General features: G+C 69.3%; 22 protein-coding genes. 8 read left to right on the top strand and 14 right to left on the bottom strand.

Annotated elements, in window-relative coordinates:
* Positions 1 to 20: 20 nt before the first annotated feature.
* Both ACFTZB_RS23005 and glpX read right to left on the bottom strand, forming a co-directional pair.
* Entirely contained in the window at positions 21 to 1,424 is a 1,404-nt protein-coding gene (locus ACFTZB_RS23005) for a class II fumarate hydratase (RefSeq protein WP_378434322.1), read from the bottom strand.
* Between the two features lie 97 nt (positions 1,425 to 1,521).
* Complete coding sequence (gene glpX, locus ACFTZB_RS23000; protein WP_037231517.1) at positions 1,522 to 2,562, bottom strand: class II fructose-bisphosphatase; 1,041 nt, start codon at positions 2,560 to 2,562, stop codon at positions 1,522 to 1,524.
* A 189-nt stretch (positions 2,563 to 2,751) separates the two neighbouring features.
* On the opposite strand from glpX, the gene ACFTZB_RS22995 reads away from it, so the two are divergent.
* Positions 2,752 to 3,321 carry a DUF4245 domain-containing protein gene (locus ACFTZB_RS22995; RefSeq protein ID WP_378434319.1) on the top strand — a complete coding sequence of 190 codons (570 nt, stop codon included), beginning with the start codon at positions 2,752 to 2,754 and terminating at the stop codon, positions 3,319 to 3,321.
* Positions 3,322 to 3,330: 9 nt separating this feature from the next.
* Here the strand turns inward: ACFTZB_RS22995 and ACFTZB_RS22990 are convergent, their stop codons facing one another.
* Genes ACFTZB_RS22990 through ACFTZB_RS22980 form a run of 3 tightly spaced genes read right to left on the bottom strand, consistent with a single transcriptional unit; the run spans position 3,331 to position 5,448 of the window.
* Complete coding sequence (locus ACFTZB_RS22990; protein WP_378434317.1) at positions 3,331 to 3,561, bottom strand: exodeoxyribonuclease VII small subunit; 231 nt, start codon at positions 3,559 to 3,561, stop codon at positions 3,331 to 3,333.
* 4 nt (positions 3,562 to 3,565) lie between these two features.
* On the bottom strand, positions 3,566 to 4,822 hold the full coding sequence (xseA, locus tag ACFTZB_RS22985; RefSeq protein WP_378434315.1) for an exodeoxyribonuclease VII large subunit: 1,257 nt from the start codon (positions 4,820 to 4,822) through the stop codon (positions 3,566 to 3,568).
* Positions 4,819 to 5,448: a lipid droplet-associated protein gene (locus tag ACFTZB_RS22980; protein ID WP_378434313.1), complete on the bottom strand. Its 630-nt coding sequence runs from the start codon at positions 5,446 to 5,448 to the stop codon at positions 4,819 to 4,821. The genes xseA and ACFTZB_RS22980 overlap by 4 nt, the downstream gene beginning before the upstream one ends.
* 142 nt (positions 5,449 to 5,590) lie before the next feature.
* Between ACFTZB_RS22980 and ACFTZB_RS22975 the strand changes: the two genes are divergently transcribed.
* The gene (locus ACFTZB_RS22975) at positions 5,591 to 6,601 is read left to right on the top strand and encodes a 4-hydroxy-3-methylbut-2-enyl diphosphate reductase (RefSeq protein ID WP_072940657.1); all 1,011 of its coding nucleotides are present in this window, start codon (positions 5,591 to 5,593) and stop codon (positions 6,599 to 6,601) included.
* 28 nt (positions 6,602 to 6,629) lie between these two features.
* Here the strand turns inward: ACFTZB_RS22975 and ACFTZB_RS22970 are convergent, their stop codons facing one another.
* Positions 6,630 to 7,478, bottom strand: a complete 849-nt coding sequence (locus ACFTZB_RS22970; RefSeq protein ID WP_378434310.1) for a DUF6542 domain-containing protein — start codon at positions 7,476 to 7,478, stop codon at positions 6,630 to 6,632.
* Between the two features lie 287 nt (positions 7,479 to 7,765).
* On the opposite strand from ACFTZB_RS22970, the gene ACFTZB_RS22965 reads away from it, so the two are divergent.
* Both ACFTZB_RS22965 and ACFTZB_RS22960 read left to right on the top strand, forming a co-directional pair.
* Positions 7,766 to 8,950 carry an exonuclease SbcCD subunit D gene (locus ACFTZB_RS22965; protein ID WP_378434308.1) on the top strand — a complete coding sequence of 395 codons (1,185 nt, stop codon included), beginning with the start codon at positions 7,766 to 7,768 and terminating at the stop codon, positions 8,948 to 8,950.
* Complete coding sequence (locus ACFTZB_RS22960; RefSeq protein WP_378434306.1) at positions 8,947 to 11,928, top strand: AAA family ATPase; 2,982 nt, start codon at positions 8,947 to 8,949, stop codon at positions 11,926 to 11,928. Before ACFTZB_RS22965 ends, ACFTZB_RS22960 begins: the two co-directional genes overlap by 4 nt.
* Positions 11,929 to 11,935: 7 nt before the next feature.
* Here ACFTZB_RS22960 and ACFTZB_RS22955 read toward each other — a convergent pair whose 3' ends face one another.
* From ACFTZB_RS22955 to ACFTZB_RS22940, 4 genes are all read right to left on the bottom strand, one after another.
* Positions 11,936 to 13,147, bottom strand: coding sequence for an AI-2E family transporter (locus ACFTZB_RS22955; RefSeq protein WP_378434304.1), 1,212 nt, complete (start codon positions 13,145 to 13,147; stop codon positions 11,936 to 11,938).
* Between the two features lie 77 nt (positions 13,148 to 13,224).
* The gene (locus ACFTZB_RS22950; RefSeq protein WP_378434324.1) at positions 13,225 to 13,416 is read right to left on the bottom strand and encodes a YbdD/YjiX family protein; all 192 of its coding nucleotides are present in this window, start codon (positions 13,414 to 13,416) and stop codon (positions 13,225 to 13,227) included.
* Positions 13,409 to 15,712, bottom strand: coding sequence for a carbon starvation CstA family protein (locus ACFTZB_RS22945; RefSeq protein WP_378434302.1), 2,304 nt, complete (start codon positions 15,710 to 15,712; stop codon positions 13,409 to 13,411). The genes ACFTZB_RS22950 and ACFTZB_RS22945 overlap by 8 nt, the downstream gene beginning before the upstream one ends.
* A 126-nt stretch (positions 15,713 to 15,838) precedes the next feature.
* Entirely contained in the window at positions 15,839 to 17,416 is a 1,578-nt protein-coding gene (locus tag ACFTZB_RS22940) for an FMN-binding glutamate synthase family protein (RefSeq protein ID WP_378434300.1), read from the bottom strand.
* A gap of 119 nt (positions 17,417 to 17,535) precedes the next feature.
* Between ACFTZB_RS22940 and ACFTZB_RS22935 the strand changes: the two genes are divergently transcribed.
* A complete protein-coding gene (locus ACFTZB_RS22935) occupies positions 17,536 to 17,946 on the top strand; it encodes a CD225/dispanin family protein (RefSeq protein ID WP_378434298.1) in 411 nt (136 codons plus the stop codon).
* Between the two features lie 46 nt (positions 17,947 to 17,992).
* A complete protein-coding gene (gene ychF, locus ACFTZB_RS22930; protein ID WP_087556498.1) occupies positions 17,993 to 19,072 on the top strand; it encodes a redox-regulated ATPase YchF in 1,080 nt (359 codons plus the stop codon).
* On the opposite strand, the gene ACFTZB_RS22925 is transcribed toward ychF, so the two are convergent.
* Complete coding sequence (locus ACFTZB_RS22925) at positions 19,062 to 20,462, bottom strand: MFS transporter (protein WP_378434295.1); 1,401 nt, start codon at positions 20,460 to 20,462, stop codon at positions 19,062 to 19,064. The two genes, ychF and ACFTZB_RS22925, sit on opposite strands and share 11 nt — an antisense overlap.
* A 61-nt stretch (positions 20,463 to 20,523) precedes the next feature.
* Here ACFTZB_RS22925 and ACFTZB_RS22920 point away from each other — a divergent pair, with 61 nt between their 5' ends.
* Positions 20,524 to 21,054 carry a winged helix-turn-helix transcriptional regulator gene (locus tag ACFTZB_RS22920; RefSeq protein ID WP_378434293.1) on the top strand — a complete coding sequence of 177 codons (531 nt, stop codon included), beginning with the start codon at positions 20,524 to 20,526 and terminating at the stop codon, positions 21,052 to 21,054.
* A gap of 3 nt (positions 21,055 to 21,057) precedes the next feature.
* Here ACFTZB_RS22920 and ACFTZB_RS22915 read toward each other — a convergent pair whose 3' ends face one another.
* The 3 genes from ACFTZB_RS22915 to ACFTZB_RS22905 all read right to left on the bottom strand — a co-directional run bounded on the left by ACFTZB_RS22915 (position 21,058) and on the right by ACFTZB_RS22905 (position 22,864).
* Complete coding sequence (locus ACFTZB_RS22915; protein WP_378434291.1) at positions 21,058 to 21,927, bottom strand: cutinase family protein; 870 nt, start codon at positions 21,925 to 21,927, stop codon at positions 21,058 to 21,060.
* 68 nt (positions 21,928 to 21,995) lie between these two features.
* Entirely contained in the window at positions 21,996 to 22,400 is a 405-nt protein-coding gene (locus ACFTZB_RS22910) for a DUF1304 domain-containing protein (protein ID WP_378434289.1), read from the bottom strand.
* Positions 22,397 to 22,864, bottom strand: a complete 468-nt coding sequence (locus ACFTZB_RS22905) for a hypothetical protein (RefSeq protein WP_378434287.1) — start codon at positions 22,862 to 22,864, stop codon at positions 22,397 to 22,399. Before ACFTZB_RS22905 ends, ACFTZB_RS22910 begins: the two co-directional genes overlap by 4 nt.
* An 86-nt stretch (positions 22,865 to 22,950) precedes the next feature.
* Here ACFTZB_RS22905 and ACFTZB_RS22900 point away from each other — a divergent pair.
* A partial coding sequence (locus tag ACFTZB_RS22900) for a helix-turn-helix transcriptional regulator (RefSeq protein ID WP_378434285.1) occupies positions 22,951 to 23,936 on the top strand: 986 nt, incomplete at its 3' end.

The raw sequence follows: 23,936 nt of genomic DNA, 5'->3' as shown, positions 1-23,936 counted from the left end.
GCCCTCTCACATCTGCTGGGTCAGTCCTTCACCTTCGCCATCGCCAGCACGTCGAGACGCTTGTCGAGTTCTTCCTCGGTCAGCTTCTCGCCGATCAGACCACGGTCGACCACGGTCTCCCGGATCGTCTTCTTCTCCTTCAGCGCCTGCTTGGCGACGGCCGCGGCCTCCTCGTACCCGATCGCGGAATTCAGCGGCGTCACGATGGACGGCGACGACTCCGCGAGGGTCCTGAGGTGCTCGGTGTTCGCGACGAGCCCCACCACGCACCGGTCGGCGAACAGCCGCGACACGTTGGCCAGCAACGTCAGCGATTCGAGCAGGTTCCGCGCCATCATCGGGATGTACACGTTGAGCTCGAAGGCGCCCGCCGCACCGCCCCAGGCGACCGCGGCGTCGTTGCCGACGACCTGTGCGGCGACCTGGGTGGCGGCCTCCGGGAGAACCGGGTTGACCTTGCCGGGCATGATCGAACTGCCGGGCTGCAGGTCGGGGAGCCGGATCTCGCCGAGCCCGGTGAGCGGACCCGACCCCATCCAGCGGATGTCGTTGGCGATCTTGGTCAGGGATACCGCGATCGTGCGCAGCGCGCCCGACGCCTCCACCAGCCCGTCACGCGCGGCCTGCGCTTCGAAGCTGTTCTTCGCTGGGGTCAGAGCGTCGACACCCGTCGCCTTGACCAGTTCGGCGACGACCTTCGGGCCGAATCCGTCGGGCGCGTTGAGCCCCGTCCCGACCGCGGTGCCGCCGATGGGCAGCTCACCGAGCCGCGGAAGGCACGCCACCACCCGCTCCATCCCGGCCTCCATCTGACGGGCGTACCCGCCGAACTCCTGACCGAGCGTCACCGGGACGGCGTCCATGAGGTGGGTGCGGCCCGACTTCACGACGGTCTTCCACTCGGTGGACTTGTCGAGCAGGGCCAGGCGCAGGTGGTCGAGGGCGGGAAGCAGATCCTTCACCGCCGACTCGGTCGCCGCGACGTGCGTCGCGGTGGGGAAGGTGTCGTTGGACGACTGCGACATGTTCACGTCGTCGTTGGGGTGGACGACCACACCGTTCGCCGCGGCGATCGACGCGATCACCTCGTTGGCGTTCATGTTGGAACTGGTGCCCGAACCGGTCTGGAAGACGTCGATGGGGAACTGGTCGTCGTGCTTGCCCTCGGCGATCTCGCCCGCCGCGGCGATGATGGCATCCGCCTTCTCGGCGTCGAGGAGGCCGAGATCCTTGTTGACCTGCGCACAGGCCGCCTTCAGCAGACCCATCGCGCGTATCTGGGTGCGCTCGAGCCCTCGACCGCTGATCGGGAAGTTCTCGACGGCGCGCTGAGTTTGCGCGCGCCACAGCGCATCCACGGGCACCCGCACCTCGCCCATGGTGTCGTGTTCGATCCGGTACTGCTGCTCGTTGCTCTCGGTCATGCGTCAAACATGCCACTTTCGAGCGCGTCGTGGGGGTGCTCCCCGTGCGCCCTTCCGGTAGCTGCAGCAACCGGAAAGGCGCACGAGCCCGAAGGGCCTAGAACGTCGGCGGGACGGCGCCGTCCTCGCCGGTGAAGTCCACGGACGAGTACTCGCGCAGCTTCTCCAGACGGTGGTACGCGTCGATCATGCGGACGGTGCCCGACTTCGACCGCATCACGATCGACTGCGTCGAGGCGCCGCCACCGTAGTAGCGGACACCGCGGAGCAGGTCGCCGTCCGTGACGCCGGTGGCGCAGAAGAAGACGTTCTCACCCGACACCAGATCTTCGGTGGTCAGCACGCGGTCCAGGTCGTGGCCTGCGTCGATGGCCTTCTGGCGTTCGGCGTCGTCGGTCGGGGCCAGCCGGCCCTGCAGCGAACCACCCATACAGCGCATGGCGGCCGCGGCGATGATGCCCTCGGGCGTGCCACCGGTACCGAGCAGGATGTCGGTGCCCGACTCCGGACGCGCGGCGGCGATCGCACCCGCGACGTCGCCGTCGGAGATGAGGCGGATCCGGGCTCCGGTGTCCCGGACCTCTTCGATCAGCCGGGCGTGCCGGGGACGGTCGAGGATGCACACCGTGACGTCGGAGGGCGAGGCCTTGCGGACCTTCGCGACCCGCTTGATGTTCTCGGCGACGGGGGCTGTGATGTCGATGACATCGGCCGCGTCGGGTCCGACGGCGATCTTCTCCATGTAGAACACCGCGGACGGGTCGAACATCGCGCCGCGCTCGGCGACCGCGAGGACGGAAATGGCGTTCGGCATGCCCTTGGACATCAGGGTGGTGCCGTCCACCGGGTCGACGGCGAAGTCGCAGTCCGGCCCGTCGCCGTTGCCGACCTCTTCGCCGTTGAACAGCATCGGGGCTTCGTCCTTCTCGCCCTCGCCGATGACGACGACGCCGCGCATCGAGACCGAGCTCACGAGCTGGCGCATGGCGTCGACGGCGGCGCCGTCGCCACCCTCCTTGTCACCACGGCCGACCCAGCGACCGGCAGCCATCGCACCAGCCTCGGTGACTCGGACCAATTCCAGAGCAAGATTTCGGTCCGGGGCCTCGCGGCGACTCGAAGTGGTGCTAGCCGTCATGGGCAGTGCCTCCTGGTGCAGTCACGGTCGACGTTGTACGCCGACGCTGTGTCGGTGGCCGTCGGCCGCCGATTGTCGGGTGGATCTTCGTGCTGATTCTCCCAGAAAGAAGTGTGACGTGCGCTGCTGGGGCGCGATTCACGGGACCGAGAATCGTTGTTCCGGGACCGACCCTGGATACTGGTGGACGTGGCATCTGATAAACCCCGCATCCTGCACAACAACCGCGACATGGTGTGGTCGCTCGTACCCCTTGTCCTGTTCTGTGTGCTGATCGCGGGTATCGCCAGCCAGTGCACGTTCAGCCCGGGCGGACCCACGAGCGGCCCGATTCCCAGCTTCGACGTGGACGCGGCGCTGAAATACGACGCGCAGGACCTGCCGTTCCCGGTGCGCAAGCCGGAGACGCCGGAGGGCTGGACACCGAACTCGGGCAGCCGCAGCATCGTCAGCGGTGACGGCGGCGGCGATTCGAGCACCGTCGGATTCATCACCGAGGCCGGCCGCTACATCCAGCTGACACAGAGCAACGCCGTCGAGACGGTGCTCGTGCCGTTCGTCGCGGGTGGTCCGCGCACGGCGACGGGCACCGAGGACATCGCAGGTCACAGCTGGATCGTGTACGGCGGGGAGGGTGTCGAACCGATCTGGGTGTCCGACTTCGGCGACGTCCGGCTCCTGGTCACGGGCAGTGCGTCACCCGAGGCGTTCGAGCAGCTCACCGCCGCGGCGGCGGACGCCCCGATCCTCGCCGCCTGACGACGAGTGTCAGCCCTCGTCCTCGGCACGGGCGAGGGCAGTCTCGACGCGCTTGCGTGCCCCCGCGAGGTGCTCCTCGCAGCGTGTGGCCAGCGCCTCGCCGCGCTCCCACAGTGCGAGTGACGCGTCGAGGTCGAGGCCGCCCTGTTCGAGCACCTTGACCACGTCGACGAGTTCGTCGCGCGCCGCCTCGTAACCGAGCTCCGCTATATCGGTGTCGTTTCCGGTGGGGTTGCTCATGCTCCTACTTGTCCTTTCCCATCACCGCGGCGCGGATTGCGCCGTCGGCGACTCGAACGCGGATCTGGGTGCCCGGCGGGGCGTCGTCGACCGAACGCAGGACCTCCGGGTCGCCGTCCGGCACGATCCGCTGGACCACGGAGTAGCCGCGGGCCAGGGTCGCGGCGGGCCCGAGGGTCGTCAGCCGGGCCCGGAGATGCTCGATCGTGGTGTTCTCCGCGGCGATCGCCCGGCTGATGTCACGCCGCCCGGCGTCCCGCAGCCGCTCGACCTCGTTCGACCGATGGTCGAGGGCGCGCACCGGGTCGGCGAGGACCGGTCTGCTGCGCAGCTGGGAAATCAGATGCGACTCGCGCTGCACCCAGTTGCGCAGGGCGGCCGCGCTCCGCGACCGCAGTTCGCCGACGAGTGCCTGCTCGGCGACGGCGTCCGGCACCACCCGCTTGGCGGCGTCCGTCGGCGTCGCGGCCCGCAGGTCGGCGACGTGGTCGCTGAGCGGACTGTCCGGTTCGTGGCCGATGGCGCTGACCACCGGGGTGCGGCACGCGACGATCGCGCGGCACAGCGTCTCGTCGGAGAACGGCAGCAGATCCTCCACGCTGCCTCCGCCGCGCGCGAGGATGATCACGTCGACGTGCGGGTCGGCGTCCAGTTCCTTCAACGCGTCGAGGATCTGCGGCACCGCGGTCGCGCCCTGCACCGGTGTGTTGCGCACCTCGAAACGCACGGCTGGCCAGCGGCGCTGCGCCACGCTGAGGACGTCGTGCTCGGCGGCGCTGGCGCGCCCGGTGATCAACCCGATGGTGCCGGGCAGGAACGGCAGCGGACGCTTCAGCCGAGGGTCGAACAGGCCCTCGGCGGCCAGCAGCGCGCGCAACCGCTCGATCCGAGCCAGGAGTTCGCCGATCCCGATCGCGCGGATCTCCGTGACCCGCAACGAGACCGAACCGCGGCCGGTGTAGAACGACAACTTGCCGAACATCACCACCCGGCTGCCCTCGGTGAGCGGGACGGGGGAGTTCTGCAGCAACTGCGGGGAGCAGGTCACCGACAGCGACATGTCGACGGACGGGTCGCGCAGCACCAGAAACGCCGTCCGGGTGCCCGGACGGGCGTTGATCTGGGTGATCTGTCCCTCCACCCAGACACTCCCGAGCCGGTCGATCCACTGTGCGACCTTGGCCGACACGGTGCGGACCGGCCAGGGCTGCTCGGCGGTGCTCGGTCCGGTACCGGCTGCGCGGGGCTGTGCGGAGGTCACTTGGCCTTGGCGGTGGTGATGCGGTTGGTCAGCATGGTCTGGAACGGCGCGCGGGCCAGGGTGGCGTTCTCGTAGTCCAGCAGCGTCGTCAGGTCCTCGACGGACAGGTTGCGCAGACGCGCCCGCAGCTGGGCGAGGGTCAGCGTGCCGTAGTCGAGGACGACGGCGATCTCGGGTTCGGCCACGGCGGGCCGGGCGGCGGGCTTGCTGCTCGCCGTCTTCGTGGTGGCGGCGCCGTTGGTGGCGGCCGGTGCGGCTTTCGGGGTCGGGACCTTCTCGGGTGTTCGCTCGTCCTGCGGGCTCAGCGAGTACAGCGCGAACCGGCCCGGTCCGGTGGACCGCTCCTCGGTGGAGCCGTCGACGCCGGGCGCCGGATCGGTGTCCTCGTCGAAGACGGCCCACGCGGGCTGCTCGTCGTCGTGGGTCCAGTGGATGAGCGCGAACGCCTGGTCGCCCTTGATGGCCAGCGCGGTCATGGACTGCTGAACGCGCATCGTGGTCTGCAGCACCTGACTGACCGCGGTCATGGGCAGGGTCGCCGCGGTGGTCGGCAGTTTCCTGGCCTCTTCGACGGCCGTCACGGCGATTCCGGCGGCGACACGCGCCACGAACGGGGGACGAATCATTCCCACAGCCTGCCTGACAACGGCACGTTTGGGTAGCCGACGTGCCCACAGCGTCGACGACTTCGGTGCGACGATGCGCACACTACCCCGCCGAGGCCCCGCGAAAGTGTCGTCCGTCCGGGGTGACCCGTAGTCTGGAACCATGTCTTCGGCTGTTCCACTCAATGTGGGTATCACACGTTCGGCAGATTCGGGAGCGTCGCGTGCCGACGGCGGGAAGCGGGTACTGCTCGCAGAGCCCCGCGGCTACTGCGCCGGCGTCGACCGCGCCGTCGAGACGGTGGAGAAGGCGCTCGAGAAGCACGGCGCCCCCATCTACGTGCGCAAGGAGATCGTCCACAACCGGCACGTCGTCGAGACGCTGAGCGACCAGGGTGTGGTCTTCGTCGACGAGACGGACGAGGTTCCCGAGGGTGCGCTGCTCGTGTTCTCTGCGCACGGCGTGTCTCCCGCGGTCCACGAATCGGCCGCCGCACGCAATCTGCGCACCATCGACGCCACGTGCCCGCTGGTCACGAAGGTCCACCAGGAAGCCAAGCGGTTCGCCCGCGACGACTTCGACATCCTCCTCATCGGCCACGAGGGCCACGAGGAGGTGGAGGGCACGGCCGGCGAGGCCCCCGATCACGTGCAGCTCGTGGACGGCCCCGATTCCGTCGACGCCGTGACGGTCCGCGACGAATCGAAGGTCATCTGGTTGTCGCAGACCACGCTGAGTGTCGACGAGACGATGCAGACGGTCGCCCGCCTGCGGGAGCGTTTCCCGAGTCTGCAGGACCCGCCGAGCGACGACATCTGCTACGCCACCCAGAACCGTCAGGTGGCGGTCAAGGCGATGGCGCCGGAATGCGATCTCGTGATCGTCGTCGGATCCCGCAACTCCTCCAACTCGGTGCGTCTCGTCGAGGTTGCGCTGGGTGCGGGTGCGAAGGCGTCGTACCTCGTCGATTACGCCCGCGAAGTGGATCCGGCCTGGCTCGACGGCGTCCGGACGGTGGGGATCACCTCGGGTGCGTCCGTGCCGGAAATCCTGGTGCGCGGTGTGATCGATCTGCTCGACGAGCACGGATTCCACGACGTCCAGCCGGTCACCACGGCCAACGAGACGCTGGTCTTCGCGCTGCCGCGCGAGCTTCGCGCCGCGCGGACCTGATCGGTCCGCTACCGGCGCTGTCGCCGAGTCAGCGGGGCTGCTCCGTCTCGAACGGCGGCTCGTACCGATCGCGGTAGCGCACCTGCGGAATGGGGTGGGCGGGCACGTCGGGGTTGGGCCGCGGCATGGTCCGCGGCGGCACCGAACGCGGTGCCTGCGTGGTCCGTGGCGGTGCCGAACGAGGTGCCTGCGCTGCCCGGTCGACCATCGGTGGTGGGGGCGCCGTACGCCCGCCCGACGAGGACGAGCGGCGGGGCGGCGGTGTGGCTGCCCGCCGCGACGACCGGGGGTGCTCCCGTGCGGCGTCCCTTGCGGTGTCCCTGTCCCGCGCCCGACGCGGCGGCGGGGACTGCTCCGACCCTTCGGCGGTGCGCCGGGGGCGGGTGGTTCGGGGCGCGCGCTGCGCACGTCGACGCTCCGACGTCCGGGCGGGACCGGTCTTGCGCTGTTGCAGCAGGAAGAGACGGAGGCCACCGATCAGCAGCGTCACCACCGTGGCGGCGAGCATCACCGGGAATCGGTTGACCAGCGGATACGCCACGTTGATCGCCAGGTCTTTCAGTGCGGTGCTGTTCTCCTCCGCGATCAGGCTCTGCCCGAGCGGCACCGCCACGAACAGGATCAGCGGCGGCTGGACGATCGCGGTGAACAGCGCCCGGTTGCCGGCAGCCGCCACGGCGAGGACACAGCCGAGGAAGTAGAAGGTGGAGAACGCCGCCGTGAGTTCGGTGCCACGAGCCGCATCGACAGCGAATCCGACAAAACTGACTCCGACGGCCAGGAGAATGACACCCCACCAGGGGAGACCGGGGACCGTAGGGACAATCGACCGCCTGTCGAGCGGCACCCCAGAGCGAGCACGTTGGGTTGCAGACACACAACGACAGTAGCGGCAACTTGTCGAGTAGCTCCGTTGGCGTGACCGGTGGAGCCCGAGAGATCCTCGAGATTTGTGCATCGCGACCACGAATCGACCGCGCTGACCTCGGTGAGGTCGTCGTCGAACACGTCGAGGTCGTGGAGCTTGCGGGCGGTGACTGTGACCCGGGACTCGATGTGGCGATGTGGCTCATGGTGCACCCGCCCACCGACAGCCCATTCGGCCGGACGCCACGCGGGCGAGGTGTTCGAGGTTGTCGGCACCGTGCTCTACGGTCTCGGGACATGAGGATCCTGCACACTTCGGACTGGCACATCGGACGCACGTTCCACGGGGTGGACCTGCTCACCGACCAGGCCCGTGTGCTCGACGCGATCGCCGCCCTCGTCGTCGAGCACGGTGTGGACGTCGTCGTCGTTCCCGGAGACGTGTACGACCGGTCGATCCCCAGCGCGGACGCCGTCACCGTGTGCAACCGCGGATTCGAGGCCGTCCGGGACGCGGGCGCGGTCATCGTCGCCACGTCCGGCAACCACGACTCCGCGGCACGGCTCGGCGCGGGTGCCGCGTTCTCCCGGGCGGGCGGGCTGCATCTCATGACGACGGTCGCCGGGATCGGCGCGCCCGTCGTGCTGGAGGACGCGCACGGTCCCGTCGCGTTCTACGGCATTCCCTATCTCGAGCCCGAGATCACCCGCGCGCAACTCGGCGTGCCGTCCGCGCGGTCGCACGCCGAGATCCTCGACGCCGCGATGGGTAGTGTCCGCACCGACCTCGACGCACGCCGCGAGGACGCACCACGTACCCGATCGGTGGTGCTGGCCCACGCGTTCGTGGTCGGGGCGGAGGCCACCGGGTCGGAGCGGTCCATTTCCGTCGGCGGCGTCGAGACCGTGTCGGCGTCGGCGTTCGGTGGGGTCGACTACGTCGCCCTCGGCCACCTCCACTCGCCGCAGACCCTCACCGAGAACATCCGGTACTCGGGTTCGCCGCTGCCGTACTCGTTCGGTGAGCGCACCCACGGCAAGGCCGTCTTCCTGGTGGACCTCGACGCCGACGGACTGCACTCCGTCGAGCGGGTCGATCTGCCGGTGGTCCGCGGCCTGAAGCAGCTGACCGGGACGGTGCAGCAGTTGCTCGAGGACGACGCGTTCCGCGACGCCGAGGACTGCTACGTGTCGGCGGTGCTCACCGACCCGGAACGTCCCGTCGACGCCATGCGCTCGCTGCAGTCCCGGTTCCCCTTCGCCGTCCACCTCGAGTGGCAACGCCCGGACGGTGCCGACGATCTGCGGTACCGCGACAAGGTGCACGGGCGCAGCGATCTGCAGATCACGCGCAGCTTCCTCACCGATGTGCGCAGCGAACCGTCGACCGGCGAGATCCGGCTGATGGAAACCGCGCTCGGGTTCGCCGACCGGTCCGGTGAGGACACCGCCGAGGTCGTCGCGCTGGAACAGACGGCATGAGGCTGCATCGACTGGAGGTCGAGGCCTTCGGGCCGTTCGCAGGATCCGTGGAAGTCGATTTCGATCGGCTCGGTGCAGACGGGCTGTTTCTGCTGCACGGTCACACCGGGGCCGGGAAGACGACGGTCCTCGACGCGGTCGCGTTCGCGCTGTACGGCACCGTGCCCGGGGCGCGGAAGGACGGCAAGCGGCTCCTGTCCGACCATGCGCCCGCCGGATCCGTTCCGACGGTGACGCTCGAGGCGACGATCGCCGGCCGGCATCTGCGGCTCGTCCGCAGCCCGGAGTTCGAGCGACCCAAGCGTCGAGGGTCGGGGACGATCAAGGAGAACGCGAAGGCCACCCTGACCTGGCTCGACGGTCACGGCGAAAACCTGTCCCGGATCCCCGACATCGCCGACGAGGTCGGGCGGCTGATGGGCATGAGCGCCGACCAGTTCTTCCAGGTGGTGCTGCTGCCGCAGGGCGAATTCGCGAAGTTCCTGCGCGCCGACACCGAGGAGCGCGGTCAGCTGCTGGAGCGGCTGTTCGACACCACCCGGTTCGGGACGGTGGAGGAATGGTTCCTCGACCGCAGGCGCACCAGCGCCCACGAACTCGACGAGCACCAGCGGGCCGTCGACGTGCTGCTCGCGCGGGTCGCGACCGCCGCCGGCCTCGAGGGCGGCGCCGACGCCGATCCGGTGTCCTGGGCCCACAAGCTCGAGGACGAGGCGCGCGAAACCCGCGACCTGGCAGCGGACGACCTGCAGAAGGCCAGGAGCCGCGCGAAGGTTGCCCGCGACGCGCTCACGGAGGCGCGCCGCGTCCTCGAACTGCAGAACCGCCGGCGGCGGGCCGGAACGGAACTCGACTCCCACGCGGCGGGTGCCGACCACCGGGCCGAACTCGCCGCCGAACTGGCGGACGCGCGCCGGGCCGAACCGGTCGCAACGGTGGCGCGTGACGCCGACACCGCGCGGTCCGAGGCCGCCGCCGCGGCGCGGAACGTCGAGGCGATCACCGACGGACTGCGCGCGAGGGTGGGTGGCGCCGACCTCGTTGCGGAGTTGTCCTGGCCGCCGACCACCGACGAACGCGAACACATCCGGGCCGGTATCCGCGCCTGGCGTGACGAGATCGTGCGCCTCGACGGGGCGCTCGCCGAATCCGTTGCCGCCGACCGCCTCGCCGTCGAGGTGGAGCGGCTGCGCGCCCGCCAGGCCAAACTCGCCGAGGCCGGTGACGCGCTGTCCCGGGAGCGCGACCAACTGCCACTCGCCCTGCGCGATGCGGAGAAGGCGCTCGACTCGTCGGAGAAGGCCCGCGCCGCGCTGCCCGGCCTCGTCGACACCCGGGACCGGGCAGCCGACGCCGCCTCCGCGGCGGCGGACCTGCGCACCCGTCGCGTCGAGCGGGATCGGCTCCAACGCGCGGCGTTCGACGCCCGCGAGCAGCACCAGGCCGCGCGGGAACGTTGGCTCGACCTGCTGCAACGCCGGATCGCGGGAATGGCCGCCGAGCTGGCGGGCACGCTCGAGGACGGTGTCCCGTGCCAGGTGTGTGGTTCACCCGAGCACCCGCAGCCAGCCGAACCATCCGAGCTGTCGGTCACGAAGGCCGACGAGGACACGGCACGCGCGGCGGAGCAGAAGGCCGCGGCGGCGTCGACGACCGCGACCGAGAAGCTGGGCGCGGCGGAGCGCGCGATCGACGTGCTCGTGCAGCGCGGCGGCGACGGTGACGCGGACGACCTCGCGCAGGCACTCTCGGCAGCGGAGACGGCGGTGGGGGAGGCGATCGCGCTCGGGGATCAGGTGGAACGCCGGTCCGCGACTCTCACCGAACTGCGGGACCGCGAGAGCCGGCTGCAGGAACGGTCGCGGGAGGTCGGAGCCGACGCCGCCACGGTGGCCGAGCGAATCGCGGCGAGCACAGCGCAGCTCGGGGACATCCGGGCCCGGGTGAACCGGGCGGCGGGCGACGACCCGAGCGTCGAGGACCGGCGCACCCGACTCGACGCCCTCGCCGAGGCGGCATCGGAACTGCTGGACGCGCGGGACGCCGGCGCCGGAGCCGAGTCCGCGGCCCGTGAACTCGCGGCCAAGGCCGGCGCACTCGCCGGGGACGCCGGTTTCGGCAGCATCGACGACGCCGTGGCCGCGGTCCGGTCGGCCGCCCGCCGAAGTGAGATCGAGGCCGCCCTCACGGCGGCGAGGGATTCCGAGGTCGGGGCCCGCCGCGTCCTCGACGACCCCGAGGTCGCCGCTGTCGCCGACGCGGAACCCGTGGACTTGGCGGCAGTCCAGCAGGCACACGACACGGCGGCGGAGGTCGTGGACGTCGCCGTCGCGGCGGCGTCCGACGCCGAGCGCCGACTGCTCGATCTGGAACGGTACGTCGGTCAGCTCGACAAGACGGCCGAGGCGATTGCGCCGATGCAGGCCGCACACGAGGAGCTGGCCGCGCTCGCCGAGGTGATCGCGGGCCGTTGCCAGAACGCGAGGAAGATGTCGCTGCGGTCGTATGTGCTGGCGGCCCGGCTGGAAGAGGTGGCGGTGTCGGCGTCTGCGCGGCTCGGCCGGATGTCGGCCGGGCGCTACGAGTTCGTCCACAGCGACGAGGCCGGTCCGCGGGGCCGCCGCGGCGGCCTGGGGCTCGACATCCGCGACGACTACACCGGGGTGGTGCGATCGGCCAAGACCCTCTCCGGCGGTGAGTCGTTCCTGGCGTCGCTGTCGTTGGCGCTCGGTCTCGCCGATGTGGTGGCGGCCGAGTCGGGTGGCGTCGTGCTCGACACGATGTTCATCGACGAGGGATTCGGCACCCTCGATGCGGACACTCTCGACTCGGTGATGGGCGTCCTCGACGAGCTGCGTGACGGCGGCCGGGTGGTGGGGATCGTCAGTCACGTCGACGAGATGCGTCAGAGAATCCCGAGCAGGCTGCACGTGATCCGCGGACGCACCGGCTCCACCGTGGAGGTGGTGGCCGGCTGACCGCCGGTCAGTCCGGCTTGGACGCGACGGCGGTCTCGTCGACGGTGACGCCCTCCCGTTCGGCGTCGTCGAGGTCTTCGTTCGCGGCGACGGCGTCGGGGATGTTGCTTTCGGCGCTGTGCTCGTCGATCTGCTCACCGATATAGCGCACCACCACGGCGGCGACGGCGGCGGCGGGCACCGCGAGGAAGGCTCCGACGATCCCGAACACGGAGCCACCGGCGGTGACGGCGAGCAGCACCACGACGGCGTGCAGTTTCATGCTCTTGCTCTGGAGTACCGGCTGCAGCACATTGCCCTCGATCTGCTGCACCACGAGGATGATGATCAGCACGATCACCGCAGTGGTCAGACCGTTGGCGACCAGCGCGACCAGCACGGCGAGTGCGCCGGCGACGAACGCACCGACGATCGGGATGAAGCCACCGATGAATGTCAGGATCGCGAGGACCGGTGCGAGCGGCACGCCGAGAATCACCAGTCCGGCGCCGATGAAGACGGCGTCGATGAGGCTGACCAGTGCCTGGGTGCGGATGAACCCGCCGAGTGTGTCCCACATGCGGCCCAGTACCTCTTCGAGGTGACGGCCCGCGCGGCCGCCGCTGACGGAATGCAGCCACGGGATGAACCGGGGGCCGTCCTTGATGAAGAAGAACGACAGCACCAGTACCAGGCCGAGCGTGATCAGCAGCGAGCTGGCGGTGCTGACACCGGTGAACACCCCGGACGCGATGACCGTTCCACTCTCCTGGACCTTCACGATGATCGTGTGGATGCCCTGGTCGATCTGGTCGTCCTGCAGGTTGATCGGCGGACCCTTCAACCAGTCCTGCACCTGGTTGATGCCCTGGGTGGCCTTGTTGGCCAGCTCGGGGGCCTGACTGACGACGGACGGCACGATGCCGGCGATGATCCCGGCGACGACGGCGATGAACACGACGAGCGTCGTCGCGGCGGCCGCCGCCGGGGGGATCCGCCGCTTCGTCATCGCGCGCGTCGGCGGCCACAGCACCGTGCACACCACGATCGCCAGCAGCACGGGGAGGACGATCACCCACAGCTTCTCGATGATCCATCCGAACAGCAACGCGCCCAGCGAGATTGCCACGAGGACCAGCGACCACTTGGCCAGCCACATCGCACCCACCCCGATGAGGTGACCGCGGTCCGGTTTCGTGACCGTGCTCCCGGACGGTGCCGGGGCTTGCTTCTCCGTCACAGATGGTCCTCCCTGCCGTGTCTGCTCAGCCGATCAGTACTGACAGTACTGGGGAACTCCGGGCCGGCACGGTGAGGTCAGCAGCAGCGGGCGCCCGGGTTCGCGTCGGCGTCCGCGTAGCGCGCTCGCCAGTACTCCCGCTCGCTCGGCACCTCGGCGTCCGGATGGTGGCGGCGAAGGTGCTCGACGTACCTGCTGTAGTCGTGGTCGCCCATCAGCGCCCCCGTCCACCACCAGGCGGTCCGGACGGCCCCCGCAACCCTATTCATCATGATGATGCGCCCTGTCCGTGTGGGTGTGGGCCGCGCCGGGCGCGCGGACCGCGCCGGAGGCGATGAGTTCGTTCCATTCCTTGTCGAGTTCCTTCTCGGCGGCGGTGGTGACGAACCCGGCCGGCGCGAAGATCTTCGACGGTTCCTCGGGTGCCTCGGTGGTCGGCAGTCCACCGGCCCGGAACGCCTTGAGGCACACGAGCGCTCCGGCCACCACGACGACGAGGACGAGGCCGGCGAACACGATCGACAGGGTGCCCTGGATGAACGTGTTGCGGATGACGGCGTCGATGGCCTCGGGGGTCTTGGCGGATCCGAAGCTGGTCTTGCCCGCTTCCTTCGCTTCCTTGAACGCGGCGTGCTGGGACCAGTAGCCGACGGAGGTGTTGCCGGAGAAGATCTTCTGCCACGACGCGGTCATGGTGACGATCAGGTCCCACACGAGGGGGACACCGGGTATCCAGGCCCACTTGAACAGGCCCTTCTTCATGACGATGGCGAGGACCACCGTCAGCGCGATCGCGGCGAGCAACTGGTTCGCGATGCCGAACAGCGGGAAGAGGGTGTTGATGCCGCCGAGCGGGTCGGTGACGCCCATCAGGAGGATGGCACCCCACAGTCCGACGACGGCGAGCGAGCACACCCACGCGCCGATCCGCCACGACGGATCCTTGAACTTGCGGGCGGGTCCGCCGAAGTTGCCGAGCGAGTCCGACAGCATGAATCGGGCGACCCGGGTGCCGGCGTCGACGGTGGTGAGGATGAACAGCGCCTCGAACATGATCGCGAAGTGATACCAGAACGATTTGAGGGCGGCGCCGCCGAGGAACTGGCTGAGCACTTCCGACATGCCGAACGCGAGCGTCGGGGCACCGCCGGTGCGCGAGATGATCGACTCCTCGTCGACGCCCGCCGCGGCCTGCGCGAGGGTGTCCGCGGAGATGTTCGGGCTGGAGAGTCCGAGGCTGTTCACATACGTCGCGGCCGTCTCGGGGGTTCCGCCGGTGAGGGTGGCCGGCGCGTTGAGCGCGAAGTACAGGTGCTGGTCGATGATGCACGCGGTGACGAGCGCCATGATCGCGACGAACGACTCGGTGAGCATGCCGCCGTAGCCGATCAGACGCATCTGCTTTTCCTTCGCCAGCAGTTTGGGCGTGGTGCCGGAGGAGATGAGGGCGTGGAAGCCGGACAGCGCGCCGCACGCGATCGTGATGAACAGGAACGGGAACAGCGAACCCGCGAAGGCGGGGCCGTTGCCCTGGATCGCGAACGTCGTGACGTCGGGCATCTTGATGGCGGGCTGCGCGACCAGGATGCCGATGGCCAGCAGGACGATCGTGCCGATCTTCATGAACGTCGACAGGTAGTCGCGCGGGGCGAGGAGCAGCCACACGGGCAGGACGGAGGCGGCGAAACCGTAGGCGATCATCAGCCAGGCGATGGTCACCTTGGACAGCGTGAACCAGTCGGCGCCCCATCCGGTGTCGGCCACCCAGCCGCCGGAGACGATGGCGAGGAGCAGCAGCACGACGCCGATCAGCGACACCTCCGCGACCTTGCCCGGGCGCAGGTACCGCAGGTAGACGCCCATGAAGAGGGCGATCGGGATGGTCATGGCGATGGAGAAGACACCCCACGGGCTTTCCGCGAGCGCGTTGACGACGACGAGGGCGAGCACCGCGATGAGGATGATCATGATGACGAAGACGCCGATCATGGCGGCGATGCCACCGACGACGCCGAGTTCGTCGCGGGCCATCTGGCCGAGGCTGCGGCCGCGGCGTTTCGTCGAGATCCACAGGACGAGGAAGTCCTGGACGGCTCCGGCGAAGACGACGCCGATGATGATCCACAGCGTGCCGGGCAGGTAACCCATCTGGGCGGCGAGGACGGGGCCGACGAGGGGCCCTGCGCCGGCGATGGCGGCGAAGTGGTGCCCGAACAGCACCCGCCGATCCGTCGGCATGTAGTCCTTCCCGTTCTCGAGGATCTCGGCGGGGGTCGCCCGGTCGTCGCGGGGTTGGACGAGTTTGCGCTCGATGAACCGCGCGTAGAAGCGGTAGGCGATGAGGTAGGTGCAGACGGCGGCCACGACGAACCAGACGGCGTTGATGTTCTCGCCGCGAACGAACGCGATCATCACCCAGGCGATGCCGCCGAGAAGACCGAGGACGGCGAACGTGATCCGCGCCGCCGGTGAGATCGGGGTGCGGTCCACGACGCCGACCGGCGGCAGATCCGGATCCGTTCTCAGGTACTCGACCTCGGATTCGGGGGCGGCTCTCAGGGCCATCGCGAACTCCTTCCCGGCGTCCCCGTCGTCATTGTGTGCCAGGGGCGACGCCGTCGACAGGTGCCACATCTTTTGTGGCCCCCGTCACCCTATTGCGCCGACGTTCAGTTCGACGAAAAAACGACGTCAGAAGCGCGTCGAGTCGGCATCGATCCAGTCGGTGAGCCAATCCGACGGCGGGTCCTCGAGCAACTCGCCGGGCATCAGCCACTCGTACAGTTCCGCGTAGGTGCGGGTGGTGACGCCGTCGATCCGCCGATTGAGCATCGCCGGTGTCAGTTGGTCGAAGCTGTCGAGACCCATCGACGCCACCATCTGCCGGGCGCCTGCCACCGTCGACTTCTGGAACCGGAACACCCTGGCCGCCTTGTCGGGGACGTCGAGTGCGCGGGTCCGCGCCGGGTCCTGGGTGGTGACCCCGACGGGGCAGCGGTTGGTGTGGCACATCTGCGCCTGGATGCACCCGACGGCGAACATCATCGCGCGGGCCGCCAGGGTGAAATCGGCGCCCTGGATGATCCGTTTGACGATGTCGGATGCGCTGGCGACCTTGCCGGACGCGCCGATCTTGACACGGTCCCGCAGGCCGGTGCCGGTGAGCGCGTTGTGCACCAGCATCAGCCCCTCGGTGAGCGGCATGCCCATGTTGTCCTCGAATTCCACTGGACCCGCACCGGTTCCGCCCTCGGAGCCGTCGACGATCACGAAGTCCGGGGTGACGTCGCGTTCGAGCATCGCCTTGCAGATTCCGAGGAACTCGATGCGCGATCCGACGCACAGTTTGAACCCGACGGGTTTGCCGCCGGAGAGCTTCCGGAGGGTGACGATGAAGTCGATGAGCTCGTTCGGGGTGGAGAACGCGGTGTGCGCGGGCGGGGAGATCACCGTTTTTCCGATCGGCACGCCGCGCGTCTCGGCGATCTCCCGCGACACCTTCGCTCCGGGCAGCACCCCGCCGAGCCCGGGCTTCGCGCCCTGCGACAGTTTGATGGAGATCGCCTTCACCTGGTCGAGTGCCGCGTGTTCGGCGAACTTGGCGGGGTCGAACCCGCCGTCCTCCGTCCGGCAGCCGAAGTAGCCGGACGCGATCTCCCAGATCAGGTCGCCGCCGTGCTTGCGGTGGTAGGGGCTGATCGCGCCCTCGCCGGTGTCGTGTGCGAACCCGCCCCGCGCGGCCCCGGCGTTGAGGGCTTCGATGGCGTTGGCCGAGAGCGAGCCGAAGCTCATCGCCGATACGTTGAGAAGCGCTATGTCGTACGGCTGTTCGCAGTCCGGTCCGCCGAGGCGGACCGTCGGCGGTTCGGGCGGGGCCATCCGTGCGCGCAGCGAATGGACCATGAACTCGTAGCCGACGGCGTGGACGTCCCGTTCGGTGCCGAACGGCTCCTCGGCGAGCGTGCCCTTGGCGCGCTCGTAGACGAGGTCGCGGGTGTCGCGGTCGAAGGGTGTTCCATCCGTGGACGATTCGATGAAGTACTGCTGGATCTCGGGGCGGATCTTCTCGAGCAGGAACCGCGCATGTCCCAGCACCGGGTAGTTCCGCAGGACGCTGTGCCGCCGTTGCAGCAGGTCCCACGTTCCCAGGGCGGCAGTCGCGAGCAGGAGGAGGGCGGCGAACCACCATCCCGTGGCCACAGCGACGGTCAGGGCGAGAGCGCCCAGGCCGAGGATCCCTATCGCGAGGACGATCAACCATCGGGTCACGTGCTGAGACTAGAACCTCACGTGAGTGCCGACGCGTACTCCGGCGCACTTTCCCACTCACATGGGGAGGGGGTGGGATAGTGGAGGCACGAGGTCAGCTGCCACGACAGGGGGATGTCATGACGGAGTCACCGATCAATCCGGAATCGTCGAGCAATCCGGTGCCGCCGAAGCAGGGCGACACGGGTGCCTATGGCTACCAGTACCCGACGCAGCAGCAACAGCCGCAGTCGCAGCCCTACCCGGGACAGTACGGGCCGCCGCCGCTGCCGCCGTCGAACGCCGGGTGGGCGGTGGCCGCCGTCCTCTTCTTCTGGCCGCTCGCGTTCGCCGCGTTCAACCACGTTCACGACGTCTACCCGAAGTGGGCGATGGGCGACTACCAGGGCGCCCAGTACGCGTCCGACCGCGCCAAGTCGCTCGGCAAGATCGCCCTGTGGATCTGGGTGGCGCTGATCGTCGTCTTCGTCATCGGGTACGCGATCCTGATCATCGCCCTCGTCGCGAACAGCAATACCAACAGCTGGTGAGGGCGTGGTCGTTGATCCGGCGCCGACGCCGTAGAATCCAACGACCGTGAGCCTTACCCTCGGAATCGTCGGACTGCCCAACGTCGGCAAGTCCACCTTGTTCAACGCGCTGACCAACAACGACGTGCTGGCCGCGAACTACCCGTTCGCGACCATCGAACCCAACGTCGGCCTGGTCGAACTGCCCGACCCGCGGCTGTCCGAGCTCGCCCGGATCTTCGGTTCCGAGCGCATCCTGCCCGCCACGGTGTCGTTCGTCGACATCGCCGGCATCGTCAAGGGCGCCTCCGAGGGCGCCGGCCTCGGCAACAAGTTCCTCGCCAACATCCGCGAGGCCGACGCCATCTGCCAGGTGGTTCGTGTGTTCCACGACGACGACGTCGTGCACGTCGACGGCCGCGTCGACCCGGCATCCGACATCGAGGTGATCGAGACCGAGCTCGTCATCGCCGACATGCAGACGCTGGAGAAGGCCCTGCCGCGCCTGGAGAAGGAAGCGAAGAAGAACAAGGAGCTCAAGCCCATCCACGAGGAGGCGCTGAAGGCGCAGGAAGTCCTCGACTCCGGCAAGACCCTGTTCAGCGCGAAGGACAAGCTGGACTTCGCGCTGCTGCGCGAGCTGAGCCTGCTCACCACCAAGCCGTTCCTGTACGTGTTCAACGCCGACGAGGCCGTGCTCACCGACGAAGCGAAGGTCGCCGAACTGCGCGCCTCCGTCGCCCCCGCCGACGCCGTGTTCCTCGACGCCAAGGTCGAGCAGGAACTCCTCGAACTGGACGAAGAGGACCGGCAGGAGATGCTCGACTCCATCGGCCAGTCCGAGCCCGGCCTGCACGCCCTCGCCCGCACCGGCTTCCACACCCTCGGCCTGCAGACCTACCTCACCGCAGGTCCCAAGGAATCCCGCGCCTGGACCATCCACAAGGGCGACACCGCCCCGCAGGCCGCCGGCGTCATCCACACCGACTTCGAGCGCGGCTTCATCAAGGCCGAAATCGTCTCCTTCGACGACCTCGTTGCCGCCGGATCCATGGCCGCCGCCAAGGCCGCAGGCAAGGTCCGCATGGAGGGCAAGGACTACACGATGGCCGACGGCGACGTGGTGGAGTTCCGCTTCAACGTCTGACCGCCTCTCCCCGCACGAGGAGTGCGACGACTCCTGCGCCGACGAGGGAGATCAGCCCGGTGGTGACGGCGGCGTGGTTCCAGCCCGTCACCATGCCGTCGATGGTGCCTGCGGGGTCGAGGGCGATGATGCTGACGACGGTGACGCCGATGGAGGAGCCGAGGTAGCGGGCGGTGTTGTTTGCGCCGCTGCCGAGTCCGCCCTGGTCGGCGGGGACGCTGGCGACGGCTTGCCGGCCGAGCCCTGCGTTGAGCAGGCCGCTGGCGATGCCGGCGAGCAGTAGGCCTGGGACGAGGCGCAGCGGGGACGAGTCGGGGGACAGGCCCGTCATCGTGAGCATGGCGACGCCGACGCCGGCGAGTCCGATGACCAGTTGTGGGGTCCCGGCGAGTCGCGCCGGGAGTTTCCGCGCCAACAGTGACGCCGCGACGCTCGTGCCCGACCACAGTGCGATCACCCCGGCTGCGGTGAGGGTGCTGACGTGCATCGTCTTGACCAGGAACGTGCAGGCGAACGACATCAGGCCGATGATGCCCGCCCCGGTGGCGAGGGCGGCGAGGGTGGCGGCGAGGAAGTCGCGCCTGCGGAACAGGGCGAGGTCGAGCATCGGGAACGGGCGCCGCCGCTCGACGCCGACGAACGCGAGGGTGAACGCGGCGGCGCCGACACCGCAGATGACGGTGGCGGGAGTGTTGCCCTGCCTGCCCTCGACGAGTGCGACGAGGACCAGCACCATCGCGGCGCAGAGTGTGACCGCACCCGGGACGTCGATCCGCTTCGGGACGGCGGACCGTGACTCCGCCAGCGCGCGCGTCGCGACCTGTCCGATCGCGAGCGACGCGACCGCGAGTGCCCAGTACAGGCCGCGCCACCATCCGGCGAGGTCGAGGAGTCCTGCGAGCATGGGACCGACTGCGATGCCTGCGCCGACGCTCGCGCCCCAGATTCCACTCGCCGTCGCGCGTGCCGTCGGAGTGGCGAAGGCGTGGGCGACGGCGCCGAGGCTGGCCGCGATGAGCGCTGCGCCTGCCACCCCTTGGATCAGTCGCCCGACGATGAACAGGACGGATTCCTGACTGACCGCGCCGACCACCGCGCCCAGCGCGAGAAGCCAAGCGCCCCAGTGGAACACCCGACGTCGGCCGTAATCGTCGGCGAGTGCGCCCGCGGTCAGCAGGACCGCGGCGAGGCCGACGCTCATCGAACTGAGAATCCACGTCTGCGCCGCGGGGCCTGCCGACAGCGCCGCGGCGACGGTGGGCATGTTGCCGAGTGGGGCGCAGAACGCGATCAGGGCGACGAACGTGCCGAGCGACGCGACGGACAGCGTGGTTCCCGGGCGGGGTGCGAGCGTGCGGGCGGGTGGGGCAACCGCAGTTGGTCTGTTCACAAGACTGAACTTAGAACTATTTTGGTCTGGTGACAAGACCGAGTTGGGTTAGCATGGGGGAATGGCACTGGGAACCGGGTACTCGCAGCAGAACTGCAACCTCGCCCGCGCGCTCGAAGTGGTGGGCGAGCGGTGGACGATGCTCGTGCTGCGCGATTGCTTCTACGGCGTCCGCCGATTCAGTGATCTGCTCGCCCATCTCGACATCTCCCGCGCGGTCCTGACGGATCGGCTGGGCGCTCTCGTCGACGCCGGAGTCCTCGTCCGCGTCGCCGACGGTGGCCATCCCGAATACGAGCTCACCGAGGCCGGAAAGGCGCTGTGGCCGAGCATCTATGCGCTCTCCCAATGGGGCGAACAGTACGTGTCGCCCGGCAGTTACCCCGGCCGGGTGTTCTCACACGCCGAATGCGGGACACAACTCGACCGATTCGGCCGGTGCCCCGACTGCGGCACGATCCCGGGACCGGAAGACCTCGTGGTCGCCCCCGGGCCGGGGGAGGCAGCCCACCCTCGCAGCGACGCCGTCGCCGTGGCCCTGCGGGAACCCCGCAGAATGCTCACCCCGCTGCGGTCACGCGGCGATGCCTGACCGTCACGCGGCGACGCGCAGGGGCGGTTCGAACGTCGCCCGAACCTGCAGCCACTGGGCGAGGATCTGACATCCGGTGAGCCCGCTCGCGTCGAGTGGTTCGCTGGCGTAGGCGATGTGCCGCCCGCCCCGCGCGTTGACGACGCGCACACCGCGCCAGGCGAGGCGCGGCGGCAAGTAGCCGAGCACCTCGATCATCGCGGTCCGCAGCCGGCGGAGGTCGGTGCGCCACTGCCGTGGGCTGATCCGTGTCTTTCCCGCATTCTGGAAGCTGTTGCTGCGGATCAGTTCCCACGTCTGCGCGAGCCACGTCCGCAGCGCGCGGAACGACATCCACCGGGTGAGGTCCGCGATGTCGCGGACATAGCTGTCCTCGCTGGCATTGCAGATCATGTCGTCCGGGTGTGCGATCCACTGGACCGGGACCGACTCGGGGATCGGGGCGCCGACGCCCGCGACTCCGCGCCCGCGGCATCCCGGTACCACTCCCGCCGGTTGTTCGGGGTCGGAGACGAGACCCACGGCGGCGAGGTTGCCTGCGTGCAGTGGGCCGGTGGCGATCTGCCCGAGCACCTCACGGATCACCGTGCATCCCTGCGAGTACCCGATCAGCATGACCGGACCGGGAGCGTCGTCCATCGCGTCGATCAACCGGCGGACGCCGACCTCGGTGCTCTGCCGGTAGCTGAGTCCGCCCGCGGCGACCGGCCCGTACGACGCCGGATAGCCCACCCACCGACACGCGAACCGGTCGTCGAGGGCATCGGTGACCTCACGCAACAGCCCGGAGACGTGGCGCCGGTGGTCATCGGGGTGCGACTCTCCGGTACCACCGACGGCGAGAACGGTCACCTGGGGCATGACGTCCATCATGCCGACGGACGATAAGGATTCGATCGGTCGACCCTGAGAAGTTCCTGGCAATCGACAGCCGACGGTTGTCACCCGATGGCCAGCGCGATCAGCGCCACCAGCGGTGGCCCGCTCTGTGACAGTGCGCCGACGACGCCGTCGCCGCGCTGCCGGCTCAGCGCCATGCGATCCGACGCGGCCAGGGCGATGCCCGCGAGGAACATGAAGAGGCAGGTGTAGACGACGAGTGTGCGACCCGGCGTGTCCTGACCGGCCCACCACAGGATGACGCCGGCGATGGCGCCGGAGGCGAGGAACAGGTTGTAGAAGCCGACGTTGAACGCCCACAGGTGGGCGGCGTGCACGTCGCTGCCGGGTATGCGGAAGATGCCCTCGTGCACCGACGGCTTACGGAACAGGAACGATTCCCACACGAACGCCAGCAGATGCACGCCTGCGGCGATCAGAGTGGCGAACTGCGCGACGAGGATCACGGCGCACCCGCCCCGGTCGCGAGTTCGACGCCGTACCGTTCGGTGACGTCGTGCAGCAGTCGGGCCACTACCTCCGGCGAGTGCCCGCCACGGCCGACCACGTCGAGTTCACCGAAGAGGCGGCCGTGGGACGCCCCGGCGGCGACGAGGAGGAAGTCGGCGGACTCGGAGAGGACCGTGAACGTATTCCTCGTTCCCGCCTCGATGGCGACCGTTTCCCCCGCCGCGAGTTCGTACCCGATGTCCCCGGCCTGGACGAGTATCCGGCCGCGCAGCATGTGGTAGGACTTCGACCACGGCTCGGCGTGCAGTGGACCGTCCGGTGCGCTCCGGGACGCTTCGACGAGGAAGACTTCGTATGTTCCGCCGGTGTGATCGCCACCGACCAGGACCGTGATGTCGGCGTCCGGCGCGGTGAACCGCCTGCCGTCGCCTGCTCTGATTACGTGAACGTGGGTGGACATACTGCGACGGTAGGACCGGTGCACCGCTCTACCCATCCCAGGAATGTGGGATGGTGGTGTGCCGGTGACCAGCGCATACTGTGTTCATGCTGGAGGTCCGGGCGGAAAAGCTGCGCCGGGAGGTGCTCGCGTTCGCGGGATCGGGCGCCGGCGTCACGCAGCTGCACGAGCGCGCCATCGAACTGGTCGGGGAGACGGTGCGCACCGACCTGACGTGCTGGGCGATGCTCGACCCGGAGACACTCGCGATCAGTTCGATGACCAGCGGCCGCAACCGGATACCGCAGCAGTACGAACCGCTGCTCGCCGAATCCGAGTACAACGGCGACGATCCGGCCACATTCGCCGAACTCGCCCGCAGCAGCCGGACCGTCGCGCGGGCCTCGGACCTACCCGCGGACGAGGTCGCGCACAGCCTCCGCCACGGCGCGGTGTGGGCGCCGCTGGGGCTCCGCAGCGAGGTCCGGATCGTGTTCCGCGTCGACGGTGTGTGCTGGGGCGCAGCCGGATTCGTGCGGTCCGGGCCGGATTTCACCGACCGTGAGCTCGAGTTCCTCACACTCGTGGCTCCCGGCCTGGCGGTCGCGACGAGGGCTGCGTCCGTGCACGCCCCGGCAATAACTGGTCACGGCGACCAGGGTCCGGCAGTGGTGGTCACCGACGCCGCCGGCGATCCGATTGCGCTCACGGCCGCGGCCCGCTGCTGGCAGGACCGCTTCGACGAGGTCGCCCCGGGCCGGTTGACCGTGGTGTTGCGGGCCGCGACGTTCGGGGCACGGTCGAGCGGTTCGGGGATCTTCAAGGCGCGTGTGCGCGACGCGGAGGGCGGCTGGATTCTGGTGCGCGCCACGGCCTTGATCGGCGGCGACGAACCGCAGACGGTGGTCACCGTCGAACCCGCCGCCGGCGGTGAGCTCACCGGGTTGTTACTCGCAGCGTATGCGGTGACCGCACGCGAGCGTGACGTGTGCGCCGACGTGCTGGCCGGCTACACGACGTCCGAGATCGCACGCCGTCGCGGCATCACCGCGAACACCGTCCAGGACCACCTGAAATCGGTGTACGCGAAGGC

The sequence above is a fragment of the Rhodococcus sp. NPDC057014 genome, from assembly GCF_042673295.1.
Classification (GTDB): Bacteria; Actinomycetota; Actinomycetes; order Mycobacteriales; family Mycobacteriaceae; genus Rhodococcus_F.
The sequence above is the reverse complement of the archived record's forward strand: the minus strand, read 5'-3'. Positions and strand labels throughout refer to the sequence as shown.

Excerpts from the sequence above, each read along its gene's own strand:
- glpX (WP_037231517.1), bottom strand. The coding sequence starts at position 2,562 with ATGACGGCTAGCACCACTTCGAGTCGCCGCGAGGCCCCGGACCGAAAT.
- ACFTZB_RS22965 (WP_378434308.1), top strand. The coding sequence starts at position 7,766 with ATGAGGATCCTGCACACTTCGGACTGGCACATCGGACGCACGTTCCAC.
- ACFTZB_RS22945 (WP_378434302.1), bottom strand. The coding sequence starts at position 15,712 with ATGGCCCTGAGAGCCGCCCCCGAATCCGAGGTCGAGTACCTGAGAACG.
- ACFTZB_RS22905 (WP_378434287.1), bottom strand. The coding sequence starts at position 22,864 with ATGTCCACCCACGTTCACGTAATCAGAGCAGGCGACGGCAGGCGGTTC.
- ACFTZB_RS22960 (WP_378434306.1), top strand. The coding sequence starts at position 8,947 with ATGAGGCTGCATCGACTGGAGGTCGAGGCCTTCGGGCCGTTCGCAGGA.
- ACFTZB_RS22915 (WP_378434291.1), bottom strand. The coding sequence starts at position 21,927 with ATGATGGACGTCATGCCCCAGGTGACCGTTCTCGCCGTCGGTGGTACC.
- ACFTZB_RS23005 (WP_378434322.1), bottom strand. The coding sequence starts at position 1,424 with ATGACCGAGAGCAACGAGCAGCAGTACCGGATCGAACACGACACCATG.
- ACFTZB_RS22935 (WP_378434298.1), top strand. The coding sequence starts at position 17,536 with ATGACGGAGTCACCGATCAATCCGGAATCGTCGAGCAATCCGGTGCCG.
- ACFTZB_RS22920 (WP_378434293.1), top strand. The coding sequence starts at position 20,524 with ATGGCACTGGGAACCGGGTACTCGCAGCAGAACTGCAACCTCGCCCGC.
- ACFTZB_RS22975 (WP_072940657.1), top strand. The coding sequence starts at position 5,591 with ATGTCTTCGGCTGTTCCACTCAATGTGGGTATCACACGTTCGGCAGAT.
- ACFTZB_RS22980 (WP_378434313.1), bottom strand. The coding sequence starts at position 5,448 with ATGATTCGTCCCCCGTTCGTGGCGCGTGTCGCCGCCGGAATCGCCGTG.
- ACFTZB_RS22990 (WP_378434317.1), bottom strand. The coding sequence starts at position 3,561 with ATGAGCAACCCCACCGGAAACGACACCGATATAGCGGAGCTCGGTTAC.
- ACFTZB_RS22950 (WP_378434324.1), bottom strand. The coding sequence starts at position 13,416 with ATGAATAGGGTTGCGGGGGCCGTCCGGACCGCCTGGTGGTGGACGGGG.